General features: G+C 73.9%; 16 protein-coding genes. 10 read left to right on the plus strand and 6 right to left on the minus strand.

Features of this window, described 5'->3' with window-relative positions; translation table 11 throughout:
- The first annotated feature begins 94 nt into the window (after positions 1–94).
- The 3 genes from ACFZAU_RS37895 (at position 95) to ACFZAU_RS37905 (ending at position 5,491) form a co-directional block, all read left to right on the plus strand.
- Entirely contained in the window at positions 95–1,282 is a 1,188-nt protein-coding gene (locus ACFZAU_RS37895; protein WP_500555977.1) for a PP2C family protein-serine/threonine phosphatase, read from the plus strand.
- A gap of 87 nt (positions 1,283–1,369) precedes the next feature.
- Positions 1,370–1,663: a hypothetical protein gene (locus ACFZAU_RS37900; protein WP_499603478.1), complete on the plus strand. Its 294-nt coding sequence runs from the start codon at positions 1,370–1,372 to the stop codon at positions 1,661–1,663.
- Positions 1,664–2,893: 1,230 nt separating this feature from the next.
- Complete coding sequence (locus tag ACFZAU_RS37905) at positions 2,894–5,491, plus strand: AAA family ATPase (RefSeq protein WP_500555978.1); 2,598 nt, start codon at positions 2,894–2,896, stop codon at positions 5,489–5,491.
- Here ACFZAU_RS37905 and ACFZAU_RS37910 read toward each other — a convergent pair.
- Positions 5,482–6,345, minus strand: coding sequence for a 3-hydroxybutyryl-CoA dehydrogenase (locus ACFZAU_RS37910; protein ID WP_500555979.1), 864 nt, complete (start codon positions 6,343–6,345; stop codon positions 5,482–5,484). The genes ACFZAU_RS37905 and ACFZAU_RS37910 overlap by 10 nt on opposite strands.
- Before the next feature lie 289 nt (positions 6,346–6,634).
- On the opposite strand from ACFZAU_RS37910, the gene ACFZAU_RS37915 reads away from it, so the two are divergent.
- Complete coding sequence (locus ACFZAU_RS37915) at positions 6,635–7,975, plus strand: glycoside hydrolase family 10-like protein (protein ID WP_500555980.1); 1,341 nt, start codon at positions 6,635–6,637, stop codon at positions 7,973–7,975.
- A gap of 70 nt (positions 7,976–8,045) precedes the next feature.
- Here the strand turns inward: ACFZAU_RS37915 and ACFZAU_RS37920 are convergent, their stop codons facing one another.
- From ACFZAU_RS37920 to ACFZAU_RS37935, 4 genes are all read right to left on the minus strand, one after another.
- Positions 8,046–8,249, minus strand: coding sequence for a DUF1918 domain-containing protein (locus ACFZAU_RS37920; RefSeq protein WP_329188854.1), 204 nt, complete (start codon positions 8,247–8,249; stop codon positions 8,046–8,048).
- Positions 8,250–8,343: 94 nt separating this feature from the next.
- Positions 8,344–9,087, minus strand: a complete 744-nt coding sequence (locus ACFZAU_RS37925) for a nucleotidyltransferase domain-containing protein (RefSeq protein WP_500555981.1) — start codon at positions 9,085–9,087, stop codon at positions 8,344–8,346.
- A gap of 29 nt (positions 9,088–9,116) precedes the next feature.
- Entirely contained in the window at positions 9,117–10,577 is a 1,461-nt protein-coding gene (locus ACFZAU_RS37930) for an aldehyde dehydrogenase family protein (protein WP_500555982.1), read from the minus strand.
- Positions 10,578–11,137: 560 nt separating this feature from the next.
- Entirely contained in the window at positions 11,138–11,533 is a 396-nt protein-coding gene (locus tag ACFZAU_RS37935; protein WP_500555983.1) for a DUF5997 family protein, read from the minus strand.
- Between the two features lie 59 nt (positions 11,534–11,592).
- Here ACFZAU_RS37935 and ACFZAU_RS37940 point away from each other — a divergent pair, with 59 nt between their 5' ends.
- Positions 11,593–12,363: a LysR family substrate-binding domain-containing protein gene (locus ACFZAU_RS37940; protein WP_500555984.1), complete on the plus strand. Its 771-nt coding sequence runs from the start codon at positions 11,593–11,595 to the stop codon at positions 12,361–12,363.
- Between the two features lie 127 nt (positions 12,364–12,490).
- Here the strand turns inward: ACFZAU_RS37940 and ACFZAU_RS37945 are convergent, their stop codons facing one another.
- Positions 12,491–14,149, minus strand: a complete 1,659-nt coding sequence (locus ACFZAU_RS37945) for an FG-GAP repeat domain-containing protein (protein ID WP_500555985.1) — start codon at positions 14,147–14,149, stop codon at positions 12,491–12,493.
- A gap of 477 nt (positions 14,150–14,626) precedes the next feature.
- Here ACFZAU_RS37945 and argC point away from each other — a divergent pair, with 477 nt between their 5' ends.
- Genes argC through ACFZAU_RS37970 form a run of 5 tightly spaced genes read left to right on the plus strand, consistent with a single transcriptional unit; the run spans position 14,627 to position 19,134 of the window.
- Entirely contained in the window at positions 14,627–15,655 is a 1,029-nt protein-coding gene (gene argC, locus ACFZAU_RS37950) for an N-acetyl-gamma-glutamyl-phosphate reductase (RefSeq protein ID WP_499603464.1), read from the plus strand.
- The gene (locus ACFZAU_RS37955) at positions 15,652–15,840 is read left to right on the plus strand and encodes a hypothetical protein (protein ID WP_500555986.1); all 189 of its coding nucleotides are present in this window, start codon (positions 15,652–15,654) and stop codon (positions 15,838–15,840) included. The genes argC and ACFZAU_RS37955 overlap by 4 nt, the downstream gene beginning before the upstream one ends.
- On the plus strand, positions 15,837–16,988 hold the full coding sequence (gene argJ / locus ACFZAU_RS37960; RefSeq protein ID WP_500555987.1) for a bifunctional glutamate N-acetyltransferase/amino-acid acetyltransferase ArgJ: 1,152 nt from the start codon (positions 15,837–15,839) through the stop codon (positions 16,986–16,988). The genes ACFZAU_RS37955 and argJ overlap by 4 nt, the downstream gene beginning before the upstream one ends.
- Positions 16,985–17,920 carry an acetylglutamate kinase gene (gene argB / locus ACFZAU_RS37965; RefSeq protein ID WP_500555988.1) on the plus strand — a complete coding sequence of 312 codons (936 nt, stop codon included), beginning with the start codon at positions 16,985–16,987 and terminating at the stop codon, positions 17,918–17,920. Before argJ ends, argB begins: the two co-directional genes overlap by 4 nt.
- Entirely contained in the window at positions 17,917–19,134 is a 1,218-nt protein-coding gene (locus ACFZAU_RS37970; RefSeq protein ID WP_500555989.1) for an acetylornithine transaminase, read from the plus strand. Before argB ends, ACFZAU_RS37970 begins: the two co-directional genes overlap by 4 nt.
- The last annotated feature ends 7 nt before the right edge of the window (positions 19,135–19,141 follow it).

A 19,141-nucleotide genomic window follows, 5' to 3' on the forward strand; every position in this document is an offset into this window, starting at 1 on the left:
CGAGTCGCCACAATCGATCGGAACCAGGGCCCACTCGACGCGGGGGCTGTGTCGTCGCCCACCGCGTCAACGGCTTCAGGGGGAGCCCCGAGGCATGATCCGACCCAGGGCGGTGATCCGCCGGAGCGGCAACAGGGCACGGGGGCTGGCGATCCTGTCGCTTCCCGGTCTGTGGGTGGCCGCGGTGCTGGGTCTGGTGTACGCGATGCCCGGGGGAATCCAGTGGGCGCCCGCCGCGGTCGCGGCGCCCGTGATCGCCTGCGCCGGCACGGGACGCCGCCGCTGCGTCCTCGCCGGCGGCGGTCTCGCCGTAGCGGCCGTCGCGGTGCCGGACACCGGGCAGCGGCTCGGCACCGAGGTCGCCGTCCTCGCCGTCCTGGCGGTCTCCTTCCGGCTCGCCGACCGCAGGGGCCGCCTGGCCGCCGAACTCGACCGCACCCGGGAGGTCGCCGTCGCCGCCCAGCACGTCCTCCTGCCCCCGCTGCCGCCACGCGTCGGCGGCCTAGCGGTGGCCGGCGACCACCTCTCCGCCAGCCGCGGCGCCCGCGTCGGCGGCGACCTGTACGAGGTGCTCGCCACGCCCTACGGGACGCGCGCGGTCATCGGCGACGTACGCGGCCACGGCCTGGAGGCCATGGGCACCGTCGCCGCGCTGCTCGGCAGCTTCCGCGAGGCCGCGCACGACGAACCGGAACTCGGTGGCGTGCTCCGCCGCCTGGACCGCGCGCTCCACCGGCACCTGCTGGGGCGGCCGCACGCCGCCGAGGAGTTCGTGACCCTGATGCTGCTCGAACTGGACGAGGAATGCGGCGTCCAGGTCATCAACTGCGGCCATCCGCAGCCGTACCGGCTCTGCCCCGACCGCCCCGGGCAGCCGAGCGCCCTTCGGCTGGAGGCCGGCGAACCGTTCCCGCCGCTCGGCCTGTTCGACCCCGGTCCCGACGCGAAGCCCGTCCCCTGCGGGGAACTCCTGCCCGGCCAGGCGCTGTTCCTGCACACCGACGGCGTGATGGACGGCCGGGACGGCGCCGGGGAGTTCTTCCCCCTGCTGCCGGCCCTCGAAGGGGCCGCCCGGACGGCCTCCCACGGCGGCGCGTTGTCGGCGCGTGCCCTGGTCGACGCCGTGCGCGCCTCGTTCCTGCGGCACACGCGGGGGCGGCTCACCGACGACATGGCGCTGCTCGTGCTCCACCGGGACGCCCCGAGGGTGCCCGTCCAGGCCTGCGTTCAGGCCGACCCCGCCCGTACCGCAACCGGAGTTCCCGGAGTGCCGCGCCCTTGATGCCGCCCAATCCTTGGTAAACCTGGATCGACTCCGAGCAAAACACCCATTGCTCGTATACCGGCCAGAACGAGGAGAGGGGCAGGCATGGCAACCCCCACCGTCACCGGAGCCGAACTGTCCACGCCCACCGGAGAACTCATCGCCGTGGTCGGGCCGCCGGGGCCGCAGCGGTCCGCGCTGCAGCTCGCCCTCAACAACGCGCCGTGGAGCCGGGGCCCTTCCGTCACGACGACCGTCATCAGCCGCGGCGCGTGGAGCGAGCTGCGGCGTGTGGCGGCGGCGGGGATCACGGTCGTCGCGGCGTGCGACAGGGGGGTGGGGGCGGGGGTGGAGGCGCACCGTGTGGTGCTCCTGCCCGACCCCGGCGGGGTTGCCTGACCCGGGGCCCCTTGGTTGCGGCCCGTTGTCGTGTGCGGCGCCGTTGTGGTTTCCGTTGGGGTTTCTCCCCCACCCTCCCGCCCGATTGCCCGGCATGGTTGGTGCGGGCCTGCGCACTGTGCATGGGTGGGCCGGGGGCGGGGCCTCCGGGGTGGGCATTCTGTACCGCATATTTATGTGCATGGCGGGGAGCACTCGTCGGTGCTGTCTGTGCCGCACATCAAATACACGTCAGCGTCCAGAACGCCCACCCCTACGACCCCACCCCCTCCCCATCGACGGCGACCAACGGCCGGTGGGTGGTTACAAGGCAGTCCGGGGGCACCGCACCTGTCCGACGCGTCCCCAACGGGACACCCTGCGCCCGCACAAGAGGAGGGGTGTGGGGGAGGTGCTCCCCTGGCCGCAGGTTGGAGGCGACGGGGGGCGAACCTCTTGCTGAACGTCGGCGCGAACCGAACTGTGGGGGCAGGAACGTTCCGGAGCGCGCCGGTTGCCTATCGGACCCCTACCGGCCGTTGTGTTCCCACACCCGCCGGCGGAGGTGTGGTGCGGGTGCTCCCCCTGGCCGAAGGCTGGGGGAGGCGGGAGGCGAGCCTCTTGCCGAACGTCGGCGCGAACCGAGCTGTGAGGGGTAGGGAGGCAGTCCGGGGCACGCCGGTTGCCTATCTGACCCCCACCGGCCGTCATGCGCCCACATAAGAGGTGGAGGTGTGGCGCGGGCGCTCGCCCTGGCCGAAGACTGGGGGAGGCGGGTGGTAGACCCGGTGCCGAATGGTGCGAGGCTGGAACCGCGGGGCTGTGGGGGTCAGCGAGCGGTTCGGGGCGCCCCCGGGCCGCCCCTGTACCCCCCACCGGCCGTTGTGCGCGCAAACCGGCCGGAGGGGGCGTGTCGGGGTGCGCCCATGGGGGTCCCCCCGGCCGAAGGCTGGGGGAGACGAGCGGCGGACGCGGTGCCCAAGGATGTGGGGGTAAACCGCGAGCGTTCTGGGGGTCCCCCCGGCCGAAGGCTGGGGGAGTGCGCCGGCGCGGCGCCGACCCCACAACGAGGTGCGAGACCCGCACCAATCGTGCCGGGTAATCGGGCGGGAGGGTGGGGGAGAAACCGCAACAACAACCACAACGGCGCCGCACACACCACAATGGCGCCGCACACAACCACCGGGCGGCGCGGCGCAGCCGAACACGCGGCCATTGACAAGGCAGTTGGGCAAACGTTGTCATGAGCATATGCCGTCCCTCATCGGGCGTCGGGAGATCCTCGACCATGCCCGGACACAGCTGACCGCGGGTCCGGGCGTACTGCTCCACGGAGCGGCCGGGATCGGCAAGTCCGCCCTGCTCGCGGTGCTGGCCGACGAGGTCCCGCCGGAAGGCTTCGCGCTGCGGGCCGTCCCCGTCGAGGAGGACGCCAAGCTGCCCTTCGTCGCGTTGATGGACCTCTTCGCCCGCGTGCCGGAGGCCTACGTCGACGCCCTGAGCGCGGGCCCCCGTGCCGCGCTGCGGGCGGCGCTGCTGCGGGGGCACGAGCCGGTCGCGACGCAGAGCCGGCTCGCAGTGCGCGACGCGGCCGTCGAGCTGCTGCGGGCGCTCGCGGCGGCCGGCCCCGTGCTGATCGTCGTCGACGACCTCCAGTGGCTCGACACGCCGAGCGCCGAGGTGCTGTCGCTCGCGCTGCGCCGCCTCCCGCCGGGCGAGGACGTACGGTTCCTCGCCGCCGAGCGCGTCGTGGAGGGCGAGGAGCCGCTCGGGTTGCGGTGCTGCCCGCCGGGCACCGCGGCGCTGCCGGTGCCGCCGCTGTCCGACGGCGACGTGGCCGAGCTGCTGCTCGCGCTGGACGGCGCTGGGGCGGAGCTGCCCGAGCGTGCGGTGCGTGCCGTCCAGGACACGGCCGCGGGCAACCCGCTGTACGCCCTGGAGCTCGGCCGCGCCCTGCTGCGGGACGGCACGCCGTTCGAGGCCGGGGACGTGCTCTCCGTGCCGCCGCGGCTGCGCGACCTGCTGCTGGACCGGGTACGGCTGCTGCCCGCCTCCGCACGGCAGACGCTGCTGGTCGCCAGCGCCGCCGCCCGCCCCACGCTGCCGCTGCTCGCGGCCGCGGGGGTCCCGGACCCGGAGGGCGACCTGGGCACCGCGGAGACCCTGGGGGTCGCCGTGGCGGACGCCGAGGGAACGATTCGCTTCCAGCACCCGCTGATCCGCGCCGCCGTGTACACCGACGCCCCCGAGCACGGCCGGCGCACCGCGCACAAGCTGCTGTCCAAGGTCGTGCCCGAGCCCGTGGAGCAGGCCCGGCACCTGGCCCTGGCCCACCCGCACGCCGACGAGACCACCGCGGCCACGCTGACGGCCGCCGCCGGCTCCGCGCGCCGCCGCGGCGCCCCCGCCACCGCCGCGGAACTGGCCGCCCTGGCGGCCCGCCGTACCCCCGAGGACCGGCCGGAGGAGCGCGCCGACCGGCTGCTGGCCGCCGCCGAGTACGCCAGCGACGCCGGCCTGCGGGGCGACGCCGACCGCGCCGCGGAGACCGTGCTCGCCGAGGCCGCCTCCCCACGTCAGCGCGTGCTCGCCCGGCTGACCATGCTGGGCAACGCCGGTCAGGCGCTGGCCGCCGCGGGCCGGCTCATCGCGGACGGCCTGGTGGAGGCCGAGGGCCACCCCGAACTGGAGGCCCGGCTGCACCAATGGGCCGCCCTGCGCCACCTCATCGGCGGCCGGCCCGCGCAGGCCTCCGCCCACGCCCGCCGCGCCGCCGACATGGCGGTCCGGGCGGACGCCGTCGACACCCGTGTGGCCGCCCTGGCGCTGCTCGCGCGTCTGCACGCGCTGCACGGCGAGGCGGAGTCCGCCGAGGCCGCGCTCGGCGAGGCGTTCGCCCTCCCCGTGCCGCCCGACGGGCCCGGCGCCCGCGAACTGGTGCGCACCCGGGCGATCCTGGCGGCCGACGCCGACCGCATCACCGACGCCGAAAACGAGATGGCCGGTCTCCTCGGCAGGACTGGCGAGTACGCCTCCGTCGAGGAGACTGCCGCGACGCTGGTGGCGCTGGTCCGCATCCAGGTGCGGTCCGGACGCTGCCGTGAGGCCCTGGACAACGTCGCCCGCTGCGCCGTGCTGCCCGTCCGGGCCGGGAACGACTCCCCGCCCGTGCTGTACGCCGCCGCGCTCGCCGAGACCGCCGGGGGGCGCTTGGAGCGCGCGCTGGAGCTCACCGACCGTACGATCCGGGCCTGCATGACCGACGGGGACCAGCTCTTCCTGCTGCGGGCCCTGGGCGTCCGCGGGCGGGCCCAACTCCTGGCCGGGGGGCGGGAGAACACCACGTCCGCGGTCGAGACGCTGCGTCAGGTGCGCAGGTTGGGGGAGACGATGGGCATCGCCGACCCGGTGATGCTGCGCTGGTACGGGGACCTCGCCGAGGCGACCGTCATCCTCGGCGACACGGACTCGGCCGCCGAGGTCCTGCGGGCGGCCCGCCGCCGTGCCGGGGTCCGGCCCTCCGCGAGCGCGCTGTCGGCCCTGGACCGTGCCGAGGGGCTGCGGGACTGCGTACTGGGCCGTTCCAAGCGGGGCGTCACCCGCATCCAGGCCGCCGCGGAGCGCTTGCGCGGCCGTTCGCTGCCCATCGACCTCGCCCGCACGCTGATCGTGCTGGGCGCCGCCGAGCGCCGTCCGCGGCGGGCGGCGGCGGCCCGGGGCGCCCTGGTCGAGGCCCTGGAGATCAGCTCCGCCGTCGGCGCGGCCCCGGTCGAGGCCCGGGCCAGGGCGGAACTGGCCCGGCTCGACGCGCGGCGGGAGACGACGGCGCGGACGCCGAACTACACGTAGTCGTAGAAGCCGTGGCCGCTCTTGCGGCCCAGCCGGCCCGCGTCGACCATGCGCTGGAGCAGCGGGGGAGCGGCGTACAGCGGCTCCTTGAACTCGTCGTACATCGACTCGGCGACCGAGGCCACGGTGTCCAGCCCGATCAGGTCGGAGAGCTTGAGCGGCCCCATCGGGTGGGCGCAGCCCATCTCCATGCCGTTGTCGATGTCCTCACGGCTGGCGATGCCGGTCTCGAACATCCGGATCGACGACAGCAGGTACGGGATGAGCAGCGCGTTGACCACGAAGCCCGCGCGGTCCTGGGCCCGGATCGGGTGCTTGCCCAGCACGTCGGTGACGAGCTTCTCGGCGCGCACCAGGGTCTGGCCGTCCGTGGTGAGGGCGGGGATCAGCTCGACGAGCTTCTGCACCGGCGCCGGGTTGAAGAAGTGGATGCCGATGACCTGCTCCGGGCGGGAGGTCGCCACGGCGAGCTTCACCAGCGGGATGGAGGAGGTGTTCGAGGCCAGGATCGCGTCGCGCCGGGTCACCACCTGGTCGAGCACCTGGAAGATCTCGGTCTTGACCTGCTCGTTCTCGACGACGGCCTCGATGACGAGGTCGCGGTCGGCGAAGTCGCCCAGGTCGGTGGTGAAGGTGAGGCGCTCCAGCGTCGCGTCGCGCTCCTCCTCGGTGATCTTGCCGCGCTCCGCCGCCTTGTGCAGCGAGTTCGTCAGCCGGGTGCGGCCCAGCTCCAGGGCCTCGCCGGTGGTCTCGGCCACCCGGACGTCCAGTCCGGCCCGGGCGCACACCTCGGCGATACCCGCGCCCATCTGGCCACAGCCCACCACACCGACACAACGGATGTCGTCGTTCAACGCCCAGCCTCTCCCTGATCGCGAGATGGAGATCCGGACCGTCGTGAGGTCCGGACCAGCCCGCTCGACATTACACCCGGCCGGCCTACCGGTCCGGGTCCCCGCGAGGGCGGCCCGGCCGGCCACGGACGCCCGCTGACCGGGTCCCGCGCCGCCCGGTGACACCCGTGTGCCGGAGGCGACGCGGGAGCCGTACGGGAGGGACGCGTCCGCCGCGCGCCCGGCCCCTTCCGGCTCCGGGTAGGTTGCCGGACGGGCCGGTTCGACCCAGTATCGGCCCAACATGGATATGACGGGGAATCAGGGGACAGTCGTGCGCCGACTCTCACGCAGGACCTTCGCCGCGGGCGCCGCCGGGGCGATCGGCACCGTGGCCGCCGGCGGGGCCGCGCGCGCGGCGGAGGGAACGGCCGGGAGGGCGGGGACGGCCGGGGCCGTGCCCGCGTTTGCCGGGGCGCGGGCCGCGGCGGCGGGCGGTCCCGGCGCGCCGGCGCAGTTCCGCGGCATGTGGCTGGCGACGGTCGCCAACCGCGACTGGCCCACCGCCCGCGGGCTGTCGGCCCGTCAGCAGCACGCCGAACTCCTCGGTTACCTCGACCTCGCCGTCGAGCGGCGCCTGAACGCCGTCGTCATGCAGGTCCGGCCGACCGCCGACGCGTTCTGGCCGAGCCCGTACGAGCCCTGGTCGGAGTACCTGACCGGGGTCCAGGGGCGCGACCCCGGATGGGACCCGCTCGGCACGGCCGTCGCGGAGGCGCACGCGCGGGGGCTGGAACTGCACGCCTGGTTCAACCCGTTCCGCGTCGCCACCCACGACGTCCCGGGACGCCTCGCCCCGGACCATCCGGCCCGCCGGAACCCCCACTGGACCGTCGCGTACGGCGGCAAGCTCCACTACAACCCCGGGCTCCCCGAGGTCCGTCGCTTCGTGCAGGACGCCATGCTCGACGCCGTCCGCCGCTACCCCGTCGACGGCGTGCACTGGGACGACTACTTCTACCCCTATCCCGTCGCCGGGCAGTACTTCGACGACGACGACGCCTTCGCCCGGTACGGGGCGGACTTCGCCGACCTCGCCTCGTGGCGGCGCGGCAACATCGACCTGCTCGTCAGCGAGACCGCCGCACGCGTCCGCGAGCTCCGCCCCGCCACCCGCTTCGGCATCAGTCCCTTCGCCGTCTGGCGCAACCGCGGCACGGACCCCCGCGGCTCCGCCACCCGCGGCGGGGTCCAGACCTACGACGACCTCTACGCCGACACGCGCGGCTGGGTCCGCGAGGGCTGGATCGACTACGTCGTGCCTCAGGTGTACTGGCACATCGGCTTCGACGTGGCCGACTACGCCACGCTCGTGCCCTGGTGGGCCGACGTCGTCGACGGCACGGGCGTCCAGCTCTACATCGGCGAGGCCCTGTACCGCGCGGGTGGCGCCGGGGAGGCTGCGGCCTGGCAGGACCCGGGGGAGCTCTCCCGCCACCTCGAACTGGACCGCGACCATCCCCAGGTGCTCGGCAACGTCTTCTTCTCCGCCAAGGAGGTCGCCGCCGACCCCATCGGGGCGATGTCCCGGGTCGTCGCCGACCACTACCCGACGCGCGTCCGCACCCCCGGCCGGGGGCCGGGGGCGTAGGCGCGCACACTTGCGGCCGCAGCCGCGCAGAGCGACGGCCGCGGTCCGGCACGATCGCGTACGGGACGGCTCAGCGGGTGGGGGCCGCGCCCCGCCCGTGCTCCACCGTCGAGTCCGGTCCGGGGGACAGGATGCACTCGTGCCCGTCGTCGTAACGGACCCGGTACGGCGGCTCGCCGCCCTGCCCCATGACCTCGACGATCTCGGCCACCTTGTCGTGCTGGCCGACGACCCGCCCGTGCTGCCTGACCCGGTCACCCTTGTTCGCGTGCATCGGTCGACCTCCTGAGAACTCGGCGGTCCGCAGCCCTTGCCCCTCCAGTCTAGGTTCGGGCGTCCGCTCCGCACCCCCGGGAACGGGCCGGGGCTCAGGCCGGCCGCAGGCCGAGTTCCGCCAGTACGCGCGGGTCCGGGGTGCGCCGGTAGCCCGCCCACAGCGGGCCGCCGCAGGCGTCCAGCACCACGTCCACCACCGCGGCGAACTCCTCGGGCGGGCCGCCGCGGACGAGGTCGCGGTAGCCGCCGAGCAGCACGCCCGCGAGTTCGGGGTCGGCCTCGCGCAGCCGGCGGGGCAGCCACTTGCCGCCACCGCGCCAGTGACCGCGGGTGACGAGCAGGAGCTCGGCGGCACCGTCGAGGAGGGCGGCGGCCACGGCGAGGAGCTCGTCCTCGTCCCGAGCGCCGATCAGGTCGTCGCGCAGGTCGGTGACGGAGTAGCGCCGGTGGTCGCGCGCCGCGTCGGGGACCGCCGGCGGCCCGGCGGCGAGGATCCGCTCCGCGGCGTCGCGCAGCCGGGCGGCGGTCCCGTCGCGGTCGAACAGGACGGCGCCCCGCGCGCACATGAACGCCATCGTGCCGCTGCCCCGGTCGCGGTCCCAGCCCATGAAGGCCCGGGCCGACTCGGGGGTGTGCACGAAGAGCTCGACCGGCCAGGAACCCCACACGAACGACTCCGCGTGGCACCCGGCGGGCGGGCCGAGGACGACGACCACGTCCAGGTCGGACGTCGCCGTCCCCTCGCCGCGGGCGGTCGACCCGCCCAGGAAGCCGGCGAGGGCGTCGGGGAAGCGGTCGGCGAGAAGGGCGCGGGCCGCGCCGAGCGGATCTTCCATGCGCGGACCCTACGCCCTTCGCCGCGGGTTCAGAACGGGTAGTGCGCCTGCTGGGTGGCCAGGGTGACCCAGCGGGTGTTGGAGAAGGCCTCCAGGCCCCAGCGGCCGCCGAAGCGGCCGTGGCCCGAGGCCTTGAAGCCGCCGAAGGGCGCCTGCGGTTCGTCGGCCACCGACTGGTCGTTGACGTGCACGATGCCGGTGCGCAGCCGCCGGGCGACGGCCAGCCCGTGGGTACCGTTCTCGGTGATGACACCCGCGGTCAGACCGTGGTCGGTGTCGTTGGCCAGGGCCACGGCCTCGTCGTCGTCGGCGAAGGAGGTCACGGTGACGACCGGGCCGAAGGCCTCGCCGTAGTAGATCTCCGCGTCCCTGGGCACGTCCCGCAGCACGGTGGCCGGGTGCACCGCGCCGTCCGGCTCGCCGCCCCCGGTCAGCACGGTGGCGCCCTTGGCGACGGCGTCCCGTACCAGCGCGGCGACGCGCCGCGCGGAGGCCTCGCTCACCAGCGGCCCGATGACGGTGTGCGGGTGCGAGGGGTCGCCCGAGGGCAGCGTGCCGACCTTGGCGGCGAACTTGGCCGTGAACTCCTCGGCGAGGCTCTCGTGGACCAGGACGCGGTCACCGGACATGCAGATCTGCCCGGAGTTGAGGAAGACGCCGAAGACGGCCGCATCGACGGCGTAGTCCACGTCGGCGTCGTCGAGCACGACGATCGCGTTCTTGCCGCCGAGCTCCAGCACGGCGGGCTTGAGGTGGCGCGCCGCGTGCGTGCCGATGATCCGGCCGACCTCCGTCGAGCCGGTGAAGTTGACGACGCGGACCCTCGGGTCGGCGATCAGCGCCTCCGCGACCTCGGCGGCGTCCTCGCGGGCGTTGGTCACCACGTTCAGCACGCCGTCCGGCAGCCCGGCCTCGCGCAGCACGTCCGCGACGAACAGCCCGCAGGCCACCGGGGCGTCCTCGCTCGGCTTCACCACGACCGTGTTGCCCGCCGCCAGCGGAGCGGCGACCGCGCGCACCCCGAGGATCAGCGGGGCGTTCCACGGTGCGAAGGCGCCGACGACGCCGACCGGCTCGCGCACCGCCATGCCGAGGACGCCCTCCTCCTGCGCGCTCAGCACCTCGCCGCGCGGCGCGGTGATGGCGGCTGCCACCTCGCGCAGGATGTTGGCGGCCAGCCCGACGTTGAAGTACGCCCAGGGACGCGTCCCCCCGGCCTCGAGCGCCATGATCCCGGCGGCTTGCTCCGTGCGGGCCTCCAGGAGGTCCGCGGCGGTCAGGAAGATCTTGCGCCGCGCGAACGGGCTGAGCGCGGCCCATTCCGGGAACGCGGCCTCGGCGGCGTCCACCGCCCGCGTGACGTCCTCGGCGCCCCCGGCGGCGACGGTCGCGTACACCTCCCCGGTGAAGGGGCTGACGTCCTCGGCCGTGCGTCCGGAGACGGCCGGGACGTCCTTGCCGCCGATCAGCAGTTCGCGGGAGATGGTCATGGCAGCCCCTGTTCTGGCGCGCGAACCTCTGCGTTCGCACAGTGAACTATCGTTCATCGACCGTTCGGGCACTGAGTCTGCGACGCGCCCTCCGCGCTGTCAACGGACCGGGACGCGCTTTGTGCACGGGGTGCGGGGGTGCGGGGGAGCCGGGGGAGGGAGTGCGGAGCGGCGGTCGCGGGCTCTGGTGCCGGGCCCGGCCGCTGTGCGCCGCGTCCGGGGGCGGCGTGCCCTCTGCTCGTCGGTCACGCCGACGCCTGGGGCGACGCCGAAGCCTCGCCCCACAGCGTGCGGGAGGCGGCGCGAGGGACCGCCGGCGCCTGCGGCGGCCGTGCGCGACGGACGGCTGCGTGCCGGTGCCGGCGCTGCAGGGCGTCGGCGTGTCCGCGAAGCCGCACTGATCACCGCGCGGCACCGCACGCCTGGCGGCACACGGCGGCCCGCCACCCTGCGTGCCGCGCCGCTTCCGGCTCCGAACGGCTGCCGCGCACGGCACGTCACCAAGGAGCGGACGAAGCGTCGCCGCGCCCAGGTGACGGCCTGCGGTGTCGCGGAGGGCGTCAGGCGTCGCCGCGGCGGGCGCGCTCGGCGTCGCGCTCCTTGAGGCGGGCGGTCTCCTTGCGGACCTCGGCCTGGGTGGCGCGCTCCTTCTGCAGCCACTCCGGGGCGTCCTGCTTCAGCGCCTCGATCTGCTCCGTGGTGAGCGCCTCGGTGACCCCGCCGCGGGCGAGGCCGGAGATGGAGACGCCCAGCTTCGCGGCGACCACCGGGCGCGGGTGCGGGCCGTCGCGGCGGAGCTCCCGGAGCCACTCGGGCGGGTCGGCCTGGAGCGCGTTCAGCTCGTCGCGCGAGACGACGCCCTCCCGGAACTCGGTGGGGGTGGCCTCGAGGTACACACCCAGCTTCTTCGCCGCGGTGGCGGGCTTCATGGTCTGGGTGGAGTGGTGCGACGTCATGCCCCAAGGATATCGAGCGCCGGCGCGGCCCCCGACCGGCGCCGGGGTAGCCTGGCCGGATGACCGGCTCGGTAGCTCCCTCCTCGTTCCGCCTCGCCTACGTCCCGGGTGTGACCCCCGCCAAGTGGGTGCGGATCTGGCAGGAGCGGCTGCCGGACGTCCCGCTGGAGCTCGTGATGGTCACGGCCGCCGAAGCCCCGGGGAAGCTCCGCGGCCTCGACGCGGACGCGGGCCTGGTACGGCTGCCGATCGACCGGACGGACCTCAGCGCCATCCCCCTGTACACCGAGACGACGGTGGTCGTCGTGCCCAAGGACCACCTTGTGGCGGCGGCCGAAGAGGTGTCCCTGGCGGACCTGGCCGAGGACGTCGTCTTCCACCCCCTCGACGACACCCTGGACTGGGCGGAGTCGGAGTTCCCCGGGCAGCCCGCCGTCGAGCGGCCCGCCACGACCGGGGACGCGGTCGAACTCGTCGCGGCAGGCGTGGGACTGCTGGTCGTGCCGCAGTCGCTGGCGCGCCTGCACCACCGCCGGGACCTCACCTACCGCCCGGTGAGCGACGCCCCGCAGTCGCGGGTGGCCCTGTCCTGGCGCGAGGACACGACGACCGACCACGTCGAGGACTTCATCGGCATCGTGCGCGGCCGCACCGTCAACAGCACGCGCGGCCGCACGCAGGCGGCGGCGGAGCCGAAGAAGAAGGCCGACGAGGGCGCCGCCCGCCGCAAGCCCGCCGCGGGGAAGCCCGCGTCCGGCAGGTCCGCCGGCCGTACGTCCGCGAAGACCCCCCGCCCCGCGAAGCGCGGCAAGCCCCGCCGCCGGTCGTAGCCGGCCCCGTACCGCGTGCGCCTCCCGCGGGCGGCCGCGGGAACACCGGTTGTCCCGGCGCCGGCACGCAGGAACGCCCTGCCGCCGGAAGACCGGTGGCAGGGCGCTCTGTGTGGTGCGGTGTCGCTCAGTACAGGTTGCGGTAGGTGTTCCAGCCGGGGCCGATCCGGACCTTCGCCGCGAACTTGCCGGTTCCGGTGGAGGTGTAGCGGTAGAGGTCGCCGGCGGAGTTGACGCCGACGATGTCGCCCTTGCCGTCACCGTTGATGTCGCCGGGAGCGGCGAGCTTGCTGTAGGTGTTCCAGCCGCCGCCGATGGAGACCCGGGACTTGAACGGGGCGGAGGCGTCGCCCGTGCCCGCGTACAGGTAGAGGGTGCCGCCGGTGGTGCGGGCCAGGAGGTCCGTGCGGCCGTCGCCGGTGTAGTCACCCGCGCCGAGGAGCTTGTTGTAGACGCCCCAGCCGGAGCCGACCTTGGTCCGCTTGGCGAACGCGCTGCCCGTGCCGTTGCCCCGGTACAGGTAGAGGACGCCGGACTTGTCCCGCGCCAGCAGGTCGCCCTTGCCGTCACCGCTCAGGTCGCCGGGACCGACGAGGCTGTTGTAGATGCCCCAGCCGCTGCCGATCGTGTAGTCGCCGTTGTACAGCGTGCCGTCGTAGATGAGCGGCAGGTCGGCCTGGCCGTCCTTGTCGAGGGACGAGACCAGCGTGAGGTTGACGCCCGACCAGAGCTCTTCGATGAACTCGCGCGGACTGAGCAGCCCGTTGTTCTTCGAGTAGTACCAGTACAGGTTGTTCTTGGTGTCCAGCCCCATCAGCTCGTTCTTGCCGAAGTCGGGGTTCCCGCCCGCTCCGAGGAACAGCGATGCGGCGTTCCAGCCCGTGCCGCCACCGGTGCGGTCGAGGAAGGTGCCCTGCCCGGTCGACGCGAAGAAGTAGGTCGTGCCGTCCTCGGTGCGCACCAGGAGGTCGGCCAGGCCGTCGCCGGTCTGGTCGTCGACACCGATGAGCTGGTTGTACGCGTTCCAGCCGCTGCTGACCTTGACCCGGCCCGCGAACGGGGCTGCGGCGTTGCCGGTGCCGGCGTAGAAGTACAGGTCGCCGGCGGTCGTACGGGCGACCAGGTCGCCGATGCCGTCGCCGTTCATGTCGTTCGCGCCGACGAGCTGGTCGTACACGCCCCAGCCGGTGCCGACCTTGGTCCGCGCGGAGAGCGGGTTGCTGTCGACGGCGCCGTTGGACGTGTAGAGGTACAGCTCGCCCGCGGGCGTACGGGCCAGGACGTCGCCCCGGCCGTCGCCGTTCAGGTCGCCGGGAGCGAAGACCTTGTTGTAGATCTGCCAGCCGTTGCCGGACCAGGTGGCGTAGCCGGTGCTGTCCGCGCCCCAGCTCTGGAAGAGCGAGAGCTTGCCGGTCGCCGACAGGGTGAAGAACTCGGGACCGCCGCCGCCGTCGAGGTCGCCCGGCGCGATGATGTCCTTGTACTGCTCTTCGTAGTCGCCGTTGATCGTGTAGACGTGGCCTTCGGCGGCGTTCGACGGCTCGACGTAGACCTGTCCGTCGATGGCGCGGTACATCAGGTCGGTGTACCCGTCGCCGTCCACGTCCTGACGCGGCTTCGCGGGGACGACCGCGGCGGCCGCGCCCGCGACGCGCGAGGACTTCGCGGCGGTGCGCTTCGGCAGCGTGAGCGTCGGCAGCCGGTCGAGCCGGGGCTGCGCGGGCCGCTCCAGGGCCGGGGCGTGCGGTATGGATGCGTCGGCCGAAGCCGGGGCGGCCAGCAGCATGCCGGCCGAGAGAGCGAGAGCGGTGCAGGCCGCGATACGGCGCGCACGCTTCGGGCGCGCCGGGACGGACCAGGCGCGTTCCAGAGGTGACAAAGCCCCCCCAGGGGTCAGTGGTAGAACCGGTTCGAACGAGTTCACAGAGGTTTTACATGCATGGTGAACCGTTCCCGGGACGGGCACAGACTCTACATCCGCAACGGGCGTGACTGAAGTGGTTTAACGATGATCATGCGGGGTTCTTGCTGCTCGGAGCGGCGGGGCGCGGCACGAAGGCCGCAGAAGCCGCGGACGCGGCAGCGGTGCGGGACCGGATGGGCACCCGCCCCGCTCCGGCACCCCGTACCGTCCCCCTTGTCGTCGGTGGTGCGCACACGCACTCCCGGGGTCCGCAGCCGACGGCGGCGTCCGCGGCGGGGCCGAAAGCTTTGCATAAAAGTTCCGAGAGCCGTATAGTCATGCCATCGAAGAGGAGGGTCCATGGCATTCCGGGCAGCGGTGGCGGGAGCGAGCGGGTACGCGGGCGGGGAGATCCTGCGCCTGTTGCTGAACCACCCCGAGATCGAGATCGGCGCGCTCACCGGGAACTCCAACGCCGGGCAGCGCCTCGGCGGCCTGCAGCCGCATCTGCTGCCGCTGGCGGACCGCGTCCTGGAGGCCACGAGCGCGCAGGCGCTGGCCGGCCACGACGTCGTCTTCCTCGCGCTGCCGCACGGGCAGTCCGCCGCCGTCGCCGAGCAGCTCGGCGACACGGCGCTCGTCGTGGACTGCGGCGCCGACTTCCGGCTGAAGGACGCCGCGGACTGGGAGCGGTTCTACGGTTCCCCGCACGCCGGCACGTGGCCGTACGGCCTCCCGGAACTGCCGGGTGCCCGTGCCGCGCTGGAGGGGTCCAAGCGCATCGCGGTGCCCGGTTGCTACCCCACCGCGGTCTCGCTCGCGCTGTTCCCGGCGTACGCCGCGGGCCTGGTGGAACCCGAGGTCGTGGTCGTCGCCGCGTCCGGTACCTCCGGCGCGGGCAAGGCGGCCAAGCCGCACCTGATGGGCAGCGAGGTCATGGGCAGCATGAGCCCGTACGGGGTCGGCGGCACGCACCGGCACACCCCCGAGATGGTCCAGAACCTCTCCGCCGTGGCCGGCGAGCGGGTCTCCGTCTCCTTCACCCCGACGCTGGCGCCGATGCCCCGCGGCATCCTCGCCACCTGCAACGCCAAGGCCACGCCCGGGACCACCGCCGAGGCCGTCCGCGCCGCCTACGAGAAGGCGCTGGCCGACGAGCCGTTCGCGCACCTGCTGCCGGAGGGCCAGTGGCCCGCCACCGCCGCCGTGTACGGCTCCAACGCCGCGCTGATCCAGGTGGCGTACGACGAGGCCGCCGGCCGGGTCGTCGTCGTCAGCGCCATCGACAACCTCACCAAGGGGACCGCCGGCGGCGCCGTGCAGAGCATGAACATCGCGCTCGGCCTCCCCGAGGGGCTGGGCCTGAGCACCGCGGGGGTCGCGCCATGACGCCCCGCTCCGCCGCCCGCGCCCGCCGTGCCGTCGCCGAACTGCTCACGCGGGCCGCGCCCTGCGACGCGGGTGCCGACGGGCACGGCACGGCCCCGGTGACCGGCCCGCACACCGACATCACGGCGAAGGCCGCGCCCCTGCGGTGCGCCGGCCCAGAAGCGCACAAGGAGACGGCACAGTGAGCGTCACGGCAGCACAGGGGTTCACGGCGGCGGGCATCGCCGCCGGGATCAAGGAGAACGGCAACCCGGACCTCGCCCTCGTGGTGAACAACGGTCCGCGGCTCGCCGCGGCCGGCGTCTTCACCTCCAACCGCGTCAAGGCCGCCCCCGTCCTGTGGTCGGAGCAGGTGGTCAGCGGCGGCCGGGTCTCCGCCGTGGTCCTCAACTCCGGTGGCGCCAACGCCTGTACGGGCCCGCTGGGCTTCCAGGACACCCACGCCACCGCCGAGGCCGTCGCCGACGCCCTCGGGCACAGCGCGGGGGAGGTCGCCGTCTGCTCCACCGGGCTCATCGGCGTGCGCCTGCCGATGGACAGGCTGCTGCCGGGCGTCGCCAAGGCGGCGGCCGAACTCTCCGCCCACGGCGGCGAGAAGGCCGCCATCGCCATCAAGACCACCGACACCGTCCACAAGACCGCCGTGTACGAGGGCGAGGGCTGGACCGTCGGCGGCATGGCCAAGGGCGCGGGCATGCTCGCCCCGGGCCTGGCCACCATGCTGGTCGTCCTGACCACCGACGCCGACCTGGACTCCGCCGCCCTGGACGGGGCGCTGCGCGCCGCCACCCGCACCACCTTCGACCGGGCCGACTCCGACGGCTGCATGTCGACCAACGACACGGTGCTGCTGATGGCCTCCGGCGCCTCGGGCGTCACCCCCGCCGCCGGGCCCTTCGCCGCCGCCGTGGAGCAGGTGTGCGCCGACCTCGCCCGGCAGCTGATCCGCGACGCCGAGGGCGCGTCCAAGGACATCAAGATCGAGGTCGTCAACGCCGCGACCGAGGACGACGCCGTGGAGGTGGGCCGCTCCATCGCCCGCAACAACCTCCTCAAGTGCGCGATCCACGGCGAGGACCCCAACTGGGGCCGGGTGCTCTCGGCGATCGGCACCACCTCCGCCGCCTTCGAGCCGGACCGCCTCAACGTCGCCATCAACGGCGTGTGGGTCTGCAAGTCCGGCTCCGTCGGCGAGGACCGCGAACTGGTCGACATGCGCTACCGCGAGGTCCACATCACCGCCGATCTCGCCGCCGGCACCGAGACGGCGACCATCTGGACCAACGACCTCACCGCCGAGTACGTCCACGAGAACAGCGCCTACAGCTCATGAGCGCCCGCAAGCACACCGCCCTGCCGAAGGCGCAGATCCTCATCGAGGCGCTGCCGTGGCTCACCCGGCACCACGGCAAGACCGTCGTCATCAAGTTCGGCGGCAACGCGATGGTCGACGAGGAGCTCAAGGCGGCCTTCGCGCAGGACGTCGCCTTCCTGCGGCACGCCGGCCTCAAGCCGGTGGTCGTGCACGGCGGCGGCCCGCAGATCAGCGCGCAGCTCGACAAGCAGGGCCTGGTCAGCGAGTTCAAGGCGGGCCTGCGGGTCACCACCCCGGAGGCCATGGACGTCGTCCGCATGGTGCTCGCCGGACAGGTGCAGCGCGAGCTGGTCAACCTGCTCAACCAGCACGGCCCGCTGGCCGTCGGCCTGACCGGCGAGGACGCCCACACCATCAGCGCCACCCGGCACCGCCCGATGATCGACGGTGAGGCCGTCGACATCGGCCGGGTCGGGCAGATCACCGAGATCGACACCGGCGCCATCCGGGCCCTGCTGGACGACGGCCGCATCCCGGTCGTCTCCTCCATCGCCCGCAGCGCCGACGACGGCCACATCTACAACGTCAACGCCGACACCGCCGCCGCGGCGCTCGCGGCCGCGCTCGGGGCCGAGACCCTGATGGTCCTCACCGACGTCGAGGGCCTGTACGAGGACTGGCCGCACAGCGACGAGGTCATCAGCCGGCTCACGGCGAGCGAGCTGGAGAAGCTGCTGCCCGAGCTGTCCAGCGGCATGGTGCCCAAGATGGAGGGGTGCCTGTTCGCCGTGCGCAACGGCGTCCACACCGCCCGGGTCATCGACGGGCGGGTCCAGCACTCCATCCTGCTGGAGATCTTCACCGACGAGGGAATCGGCACCATGGTGCTGCCCGACAGCGCCGACGCGGCGCGCGGCACCACATCGCGCAACGGAGGGGGACGGGCATGACCGGCACCGGCAACCTGGGGAACGAGGCGCTCACACGGCGCTGGCAGGACTCCCTGATGGACAATTACGGCACCCCGCGGCTGCCCCTGGTCCGCGGCGAGGGCGCCCGGTACTGGGACGCCGACGGCAACGAGTACCTGGACTTCCTCGGCGGCATCGCCGTCAACGCCCTCGGCACCGCCCACCCGGCGGTCGTCCGTGCCGTCTCCGAGCAGATCGCGACGCTCGGCCACGTCTCGAACTTCTTCATCGCCGAACCCACGGTCGCCCTCGCCGAGCGGCTGCTCCAGCTGTCCGGCCGCCCCGGCCGCGTGCTGTTCTGCAACTCCGGCGCCGAGGCCAACGAAGCCGCCTTCAAGATCGGCCGTCTGACGGGCCGCACCCACATGGTGGCCACCGACGGCGCCTTCCACGGCCGCACCATGGGCGCGCTCGCGCTCACCGGCCAGCCCAAGAAGCAGGAGTGCTTCCGCCCGCTGCCCGGTGACGTCACCCATGTGCCGTACGGCGACGCCGACGCCTTGCGCGCCGCCGTCACCGAGGAGACGGCGCTCGTCGTCCTCGAGCCCATCCAGGGCGAGAACGGCGTCGTCGTGCCGCCCGCCGGCTACCTGGCCGCCGCGCGGGAGATCACCCGCGCCACCGGCACCCTGCTCGTCATGGACGAGGTGCAGACGGGCATCGGCCGCACCGGCCACTGGTTCGAGCACCAGGCGCAGGGTGTCGAGCCGGACGTCGTCACCCTCGCCAAGGCGCTCGGCGGCGGGCTGCCCATCGGCGCCACCCTCGCCTTCGGCCCCGCCGCCGACCTCCTGACGCCCGGTCAGCACGGCACCACCTTCGGCGGCAACCCGGTCGCCTGCGCCGCGGCGCTCGCCGTCCTGGACACCATCGCCCAGGAGGGCGTGCTGGAGAACGTCAAGCGCCAGGGCGAGCGACTGCGCCAGGGCGTCGAGGCGCTGGGCCACCCTCTGGTCGATCACGTGCGCGGTGCGGGCCTCCTGCTGGGTATCGTGCTCACCGGGCCGTTCTCCGCGCAGGTGCAGAATGCGGCCCAGGACGCCGGACTCCTGGTGAACGCCGCCGTACCCGACACGGTGCGGCTCGCCCCGCCGCTGATCCTCGGTGACGCCGAGGTGGACGCGTTCCTGAGGGCGCTGCCGGGTGTCCTCGACGCCGTACACGCCGCAGAGGAACCGCGATCCGGAGAATGACACGACG

It is taken from the genome of Streptomyces sp. NPDC008238 (assembly GCF_042956445.1).
Classification (GTDB): Bacteria; Actinomycetota; Actinomycetes; order Streptomycetales; family Streptomycetaceae; genus Actinacidiphila.

Coding starts and splice junctions, on each gene's coding strand:
- ACFZAU_RS37895 (WP_500555977.1), top strand. CDS start 95: ATGATCCGACCCAGGGCGGTGATCCGCCGGAGCGGCAACAGGGCACGG.
- ACFZAU_RS37900 (WP_499603478.1), top strand. CDS start 1,370: ATGGCAACCCCCACCGTCACCGGAGCCGAACTGTCCACGCCCACCGGA.
- ACFZAU_RS37905 (WP_500555978.1), top strand. CDS start 2,894: ATGCCGTCCCTCATCGGGCGTCGGGAGATCCTCGACCATGCCCGGACA.
- ACFZAU_RS37915 (WP_500555980.1), top strand. CDS start 6,635: ATGACGGGGAATCAGGGGACAGTCGTGCGCCGACTCTCACGCAGGACC.
- ACFZAU_RS37920 (WP_329188854.1), bottom strand. CDS start 8,249: ATGCACGCGAACAAGGGTGACCGGGTCAGGCAGCACGGGCGGGTCGTC.
- ACFZAU_RS37925 (WP_500555981.1), bottom strand. CDS start 9,087: ATGGAAGATCCGCTCGGCGCGGCCCGCGCCCTTCTCGCCGACCGCTTC.
- ACFZAU_RS37930 (WP_500555982.1), bottom strand. CDS start 10,577: ATGACCATCTCCCGCGAACTGCTGATCGGCGGCAAGGACGTCCCGGCC.
- ACFZAU_RS37935 (WP_500555983.1), bottom strand. CDS start 11,533: ATGACGTCGCACCACTCCACCCAGACCATGAAGCCCGCCACCGCGGCG.
- ACFZAU_RS37940 (WP_500555984.1), top strand. CDS start 11,593: ATGACCGGCTCGGTAGCTCCCTCCTCGTTCCGCCTCGCCTACGTCCCG.
- ACFZAU_RS37945 (WP_500555985.1), bottom strand. CDS start 14,149: ATGCTGCTGGCCGCCCCGGCTTCGGCCGACGCATCCATACCGCACGCC.
- argC (WP_499603464.1), top strand. CDS start 14,627: ATGGCATTCCGGGCAGCGGTGGCGGGAGCGAGCGGGTACGCGGGCGGG.
- ACFZAU_RS37955 (WP_500555986.1), top strand. CDS start 15,652: ATGACGCCCCGCTCCGCCGCCCGCGCCCGCCGTGCCGTCGCCGAACTG.
- argB (WP_500555988.1), top strand. CDS start 16,985: ATGAGCGCCCGCAAGCACACCGCCCTGCCGAAGGCGCAGATCCTCATC.
- ACFZAU_RS37970 (WP_500555989.1), top strand. CDS start 17,917: ATGACCGGCACCGGCAACCTGGGGAACGAGGCGCTCACACGGCGCTGG.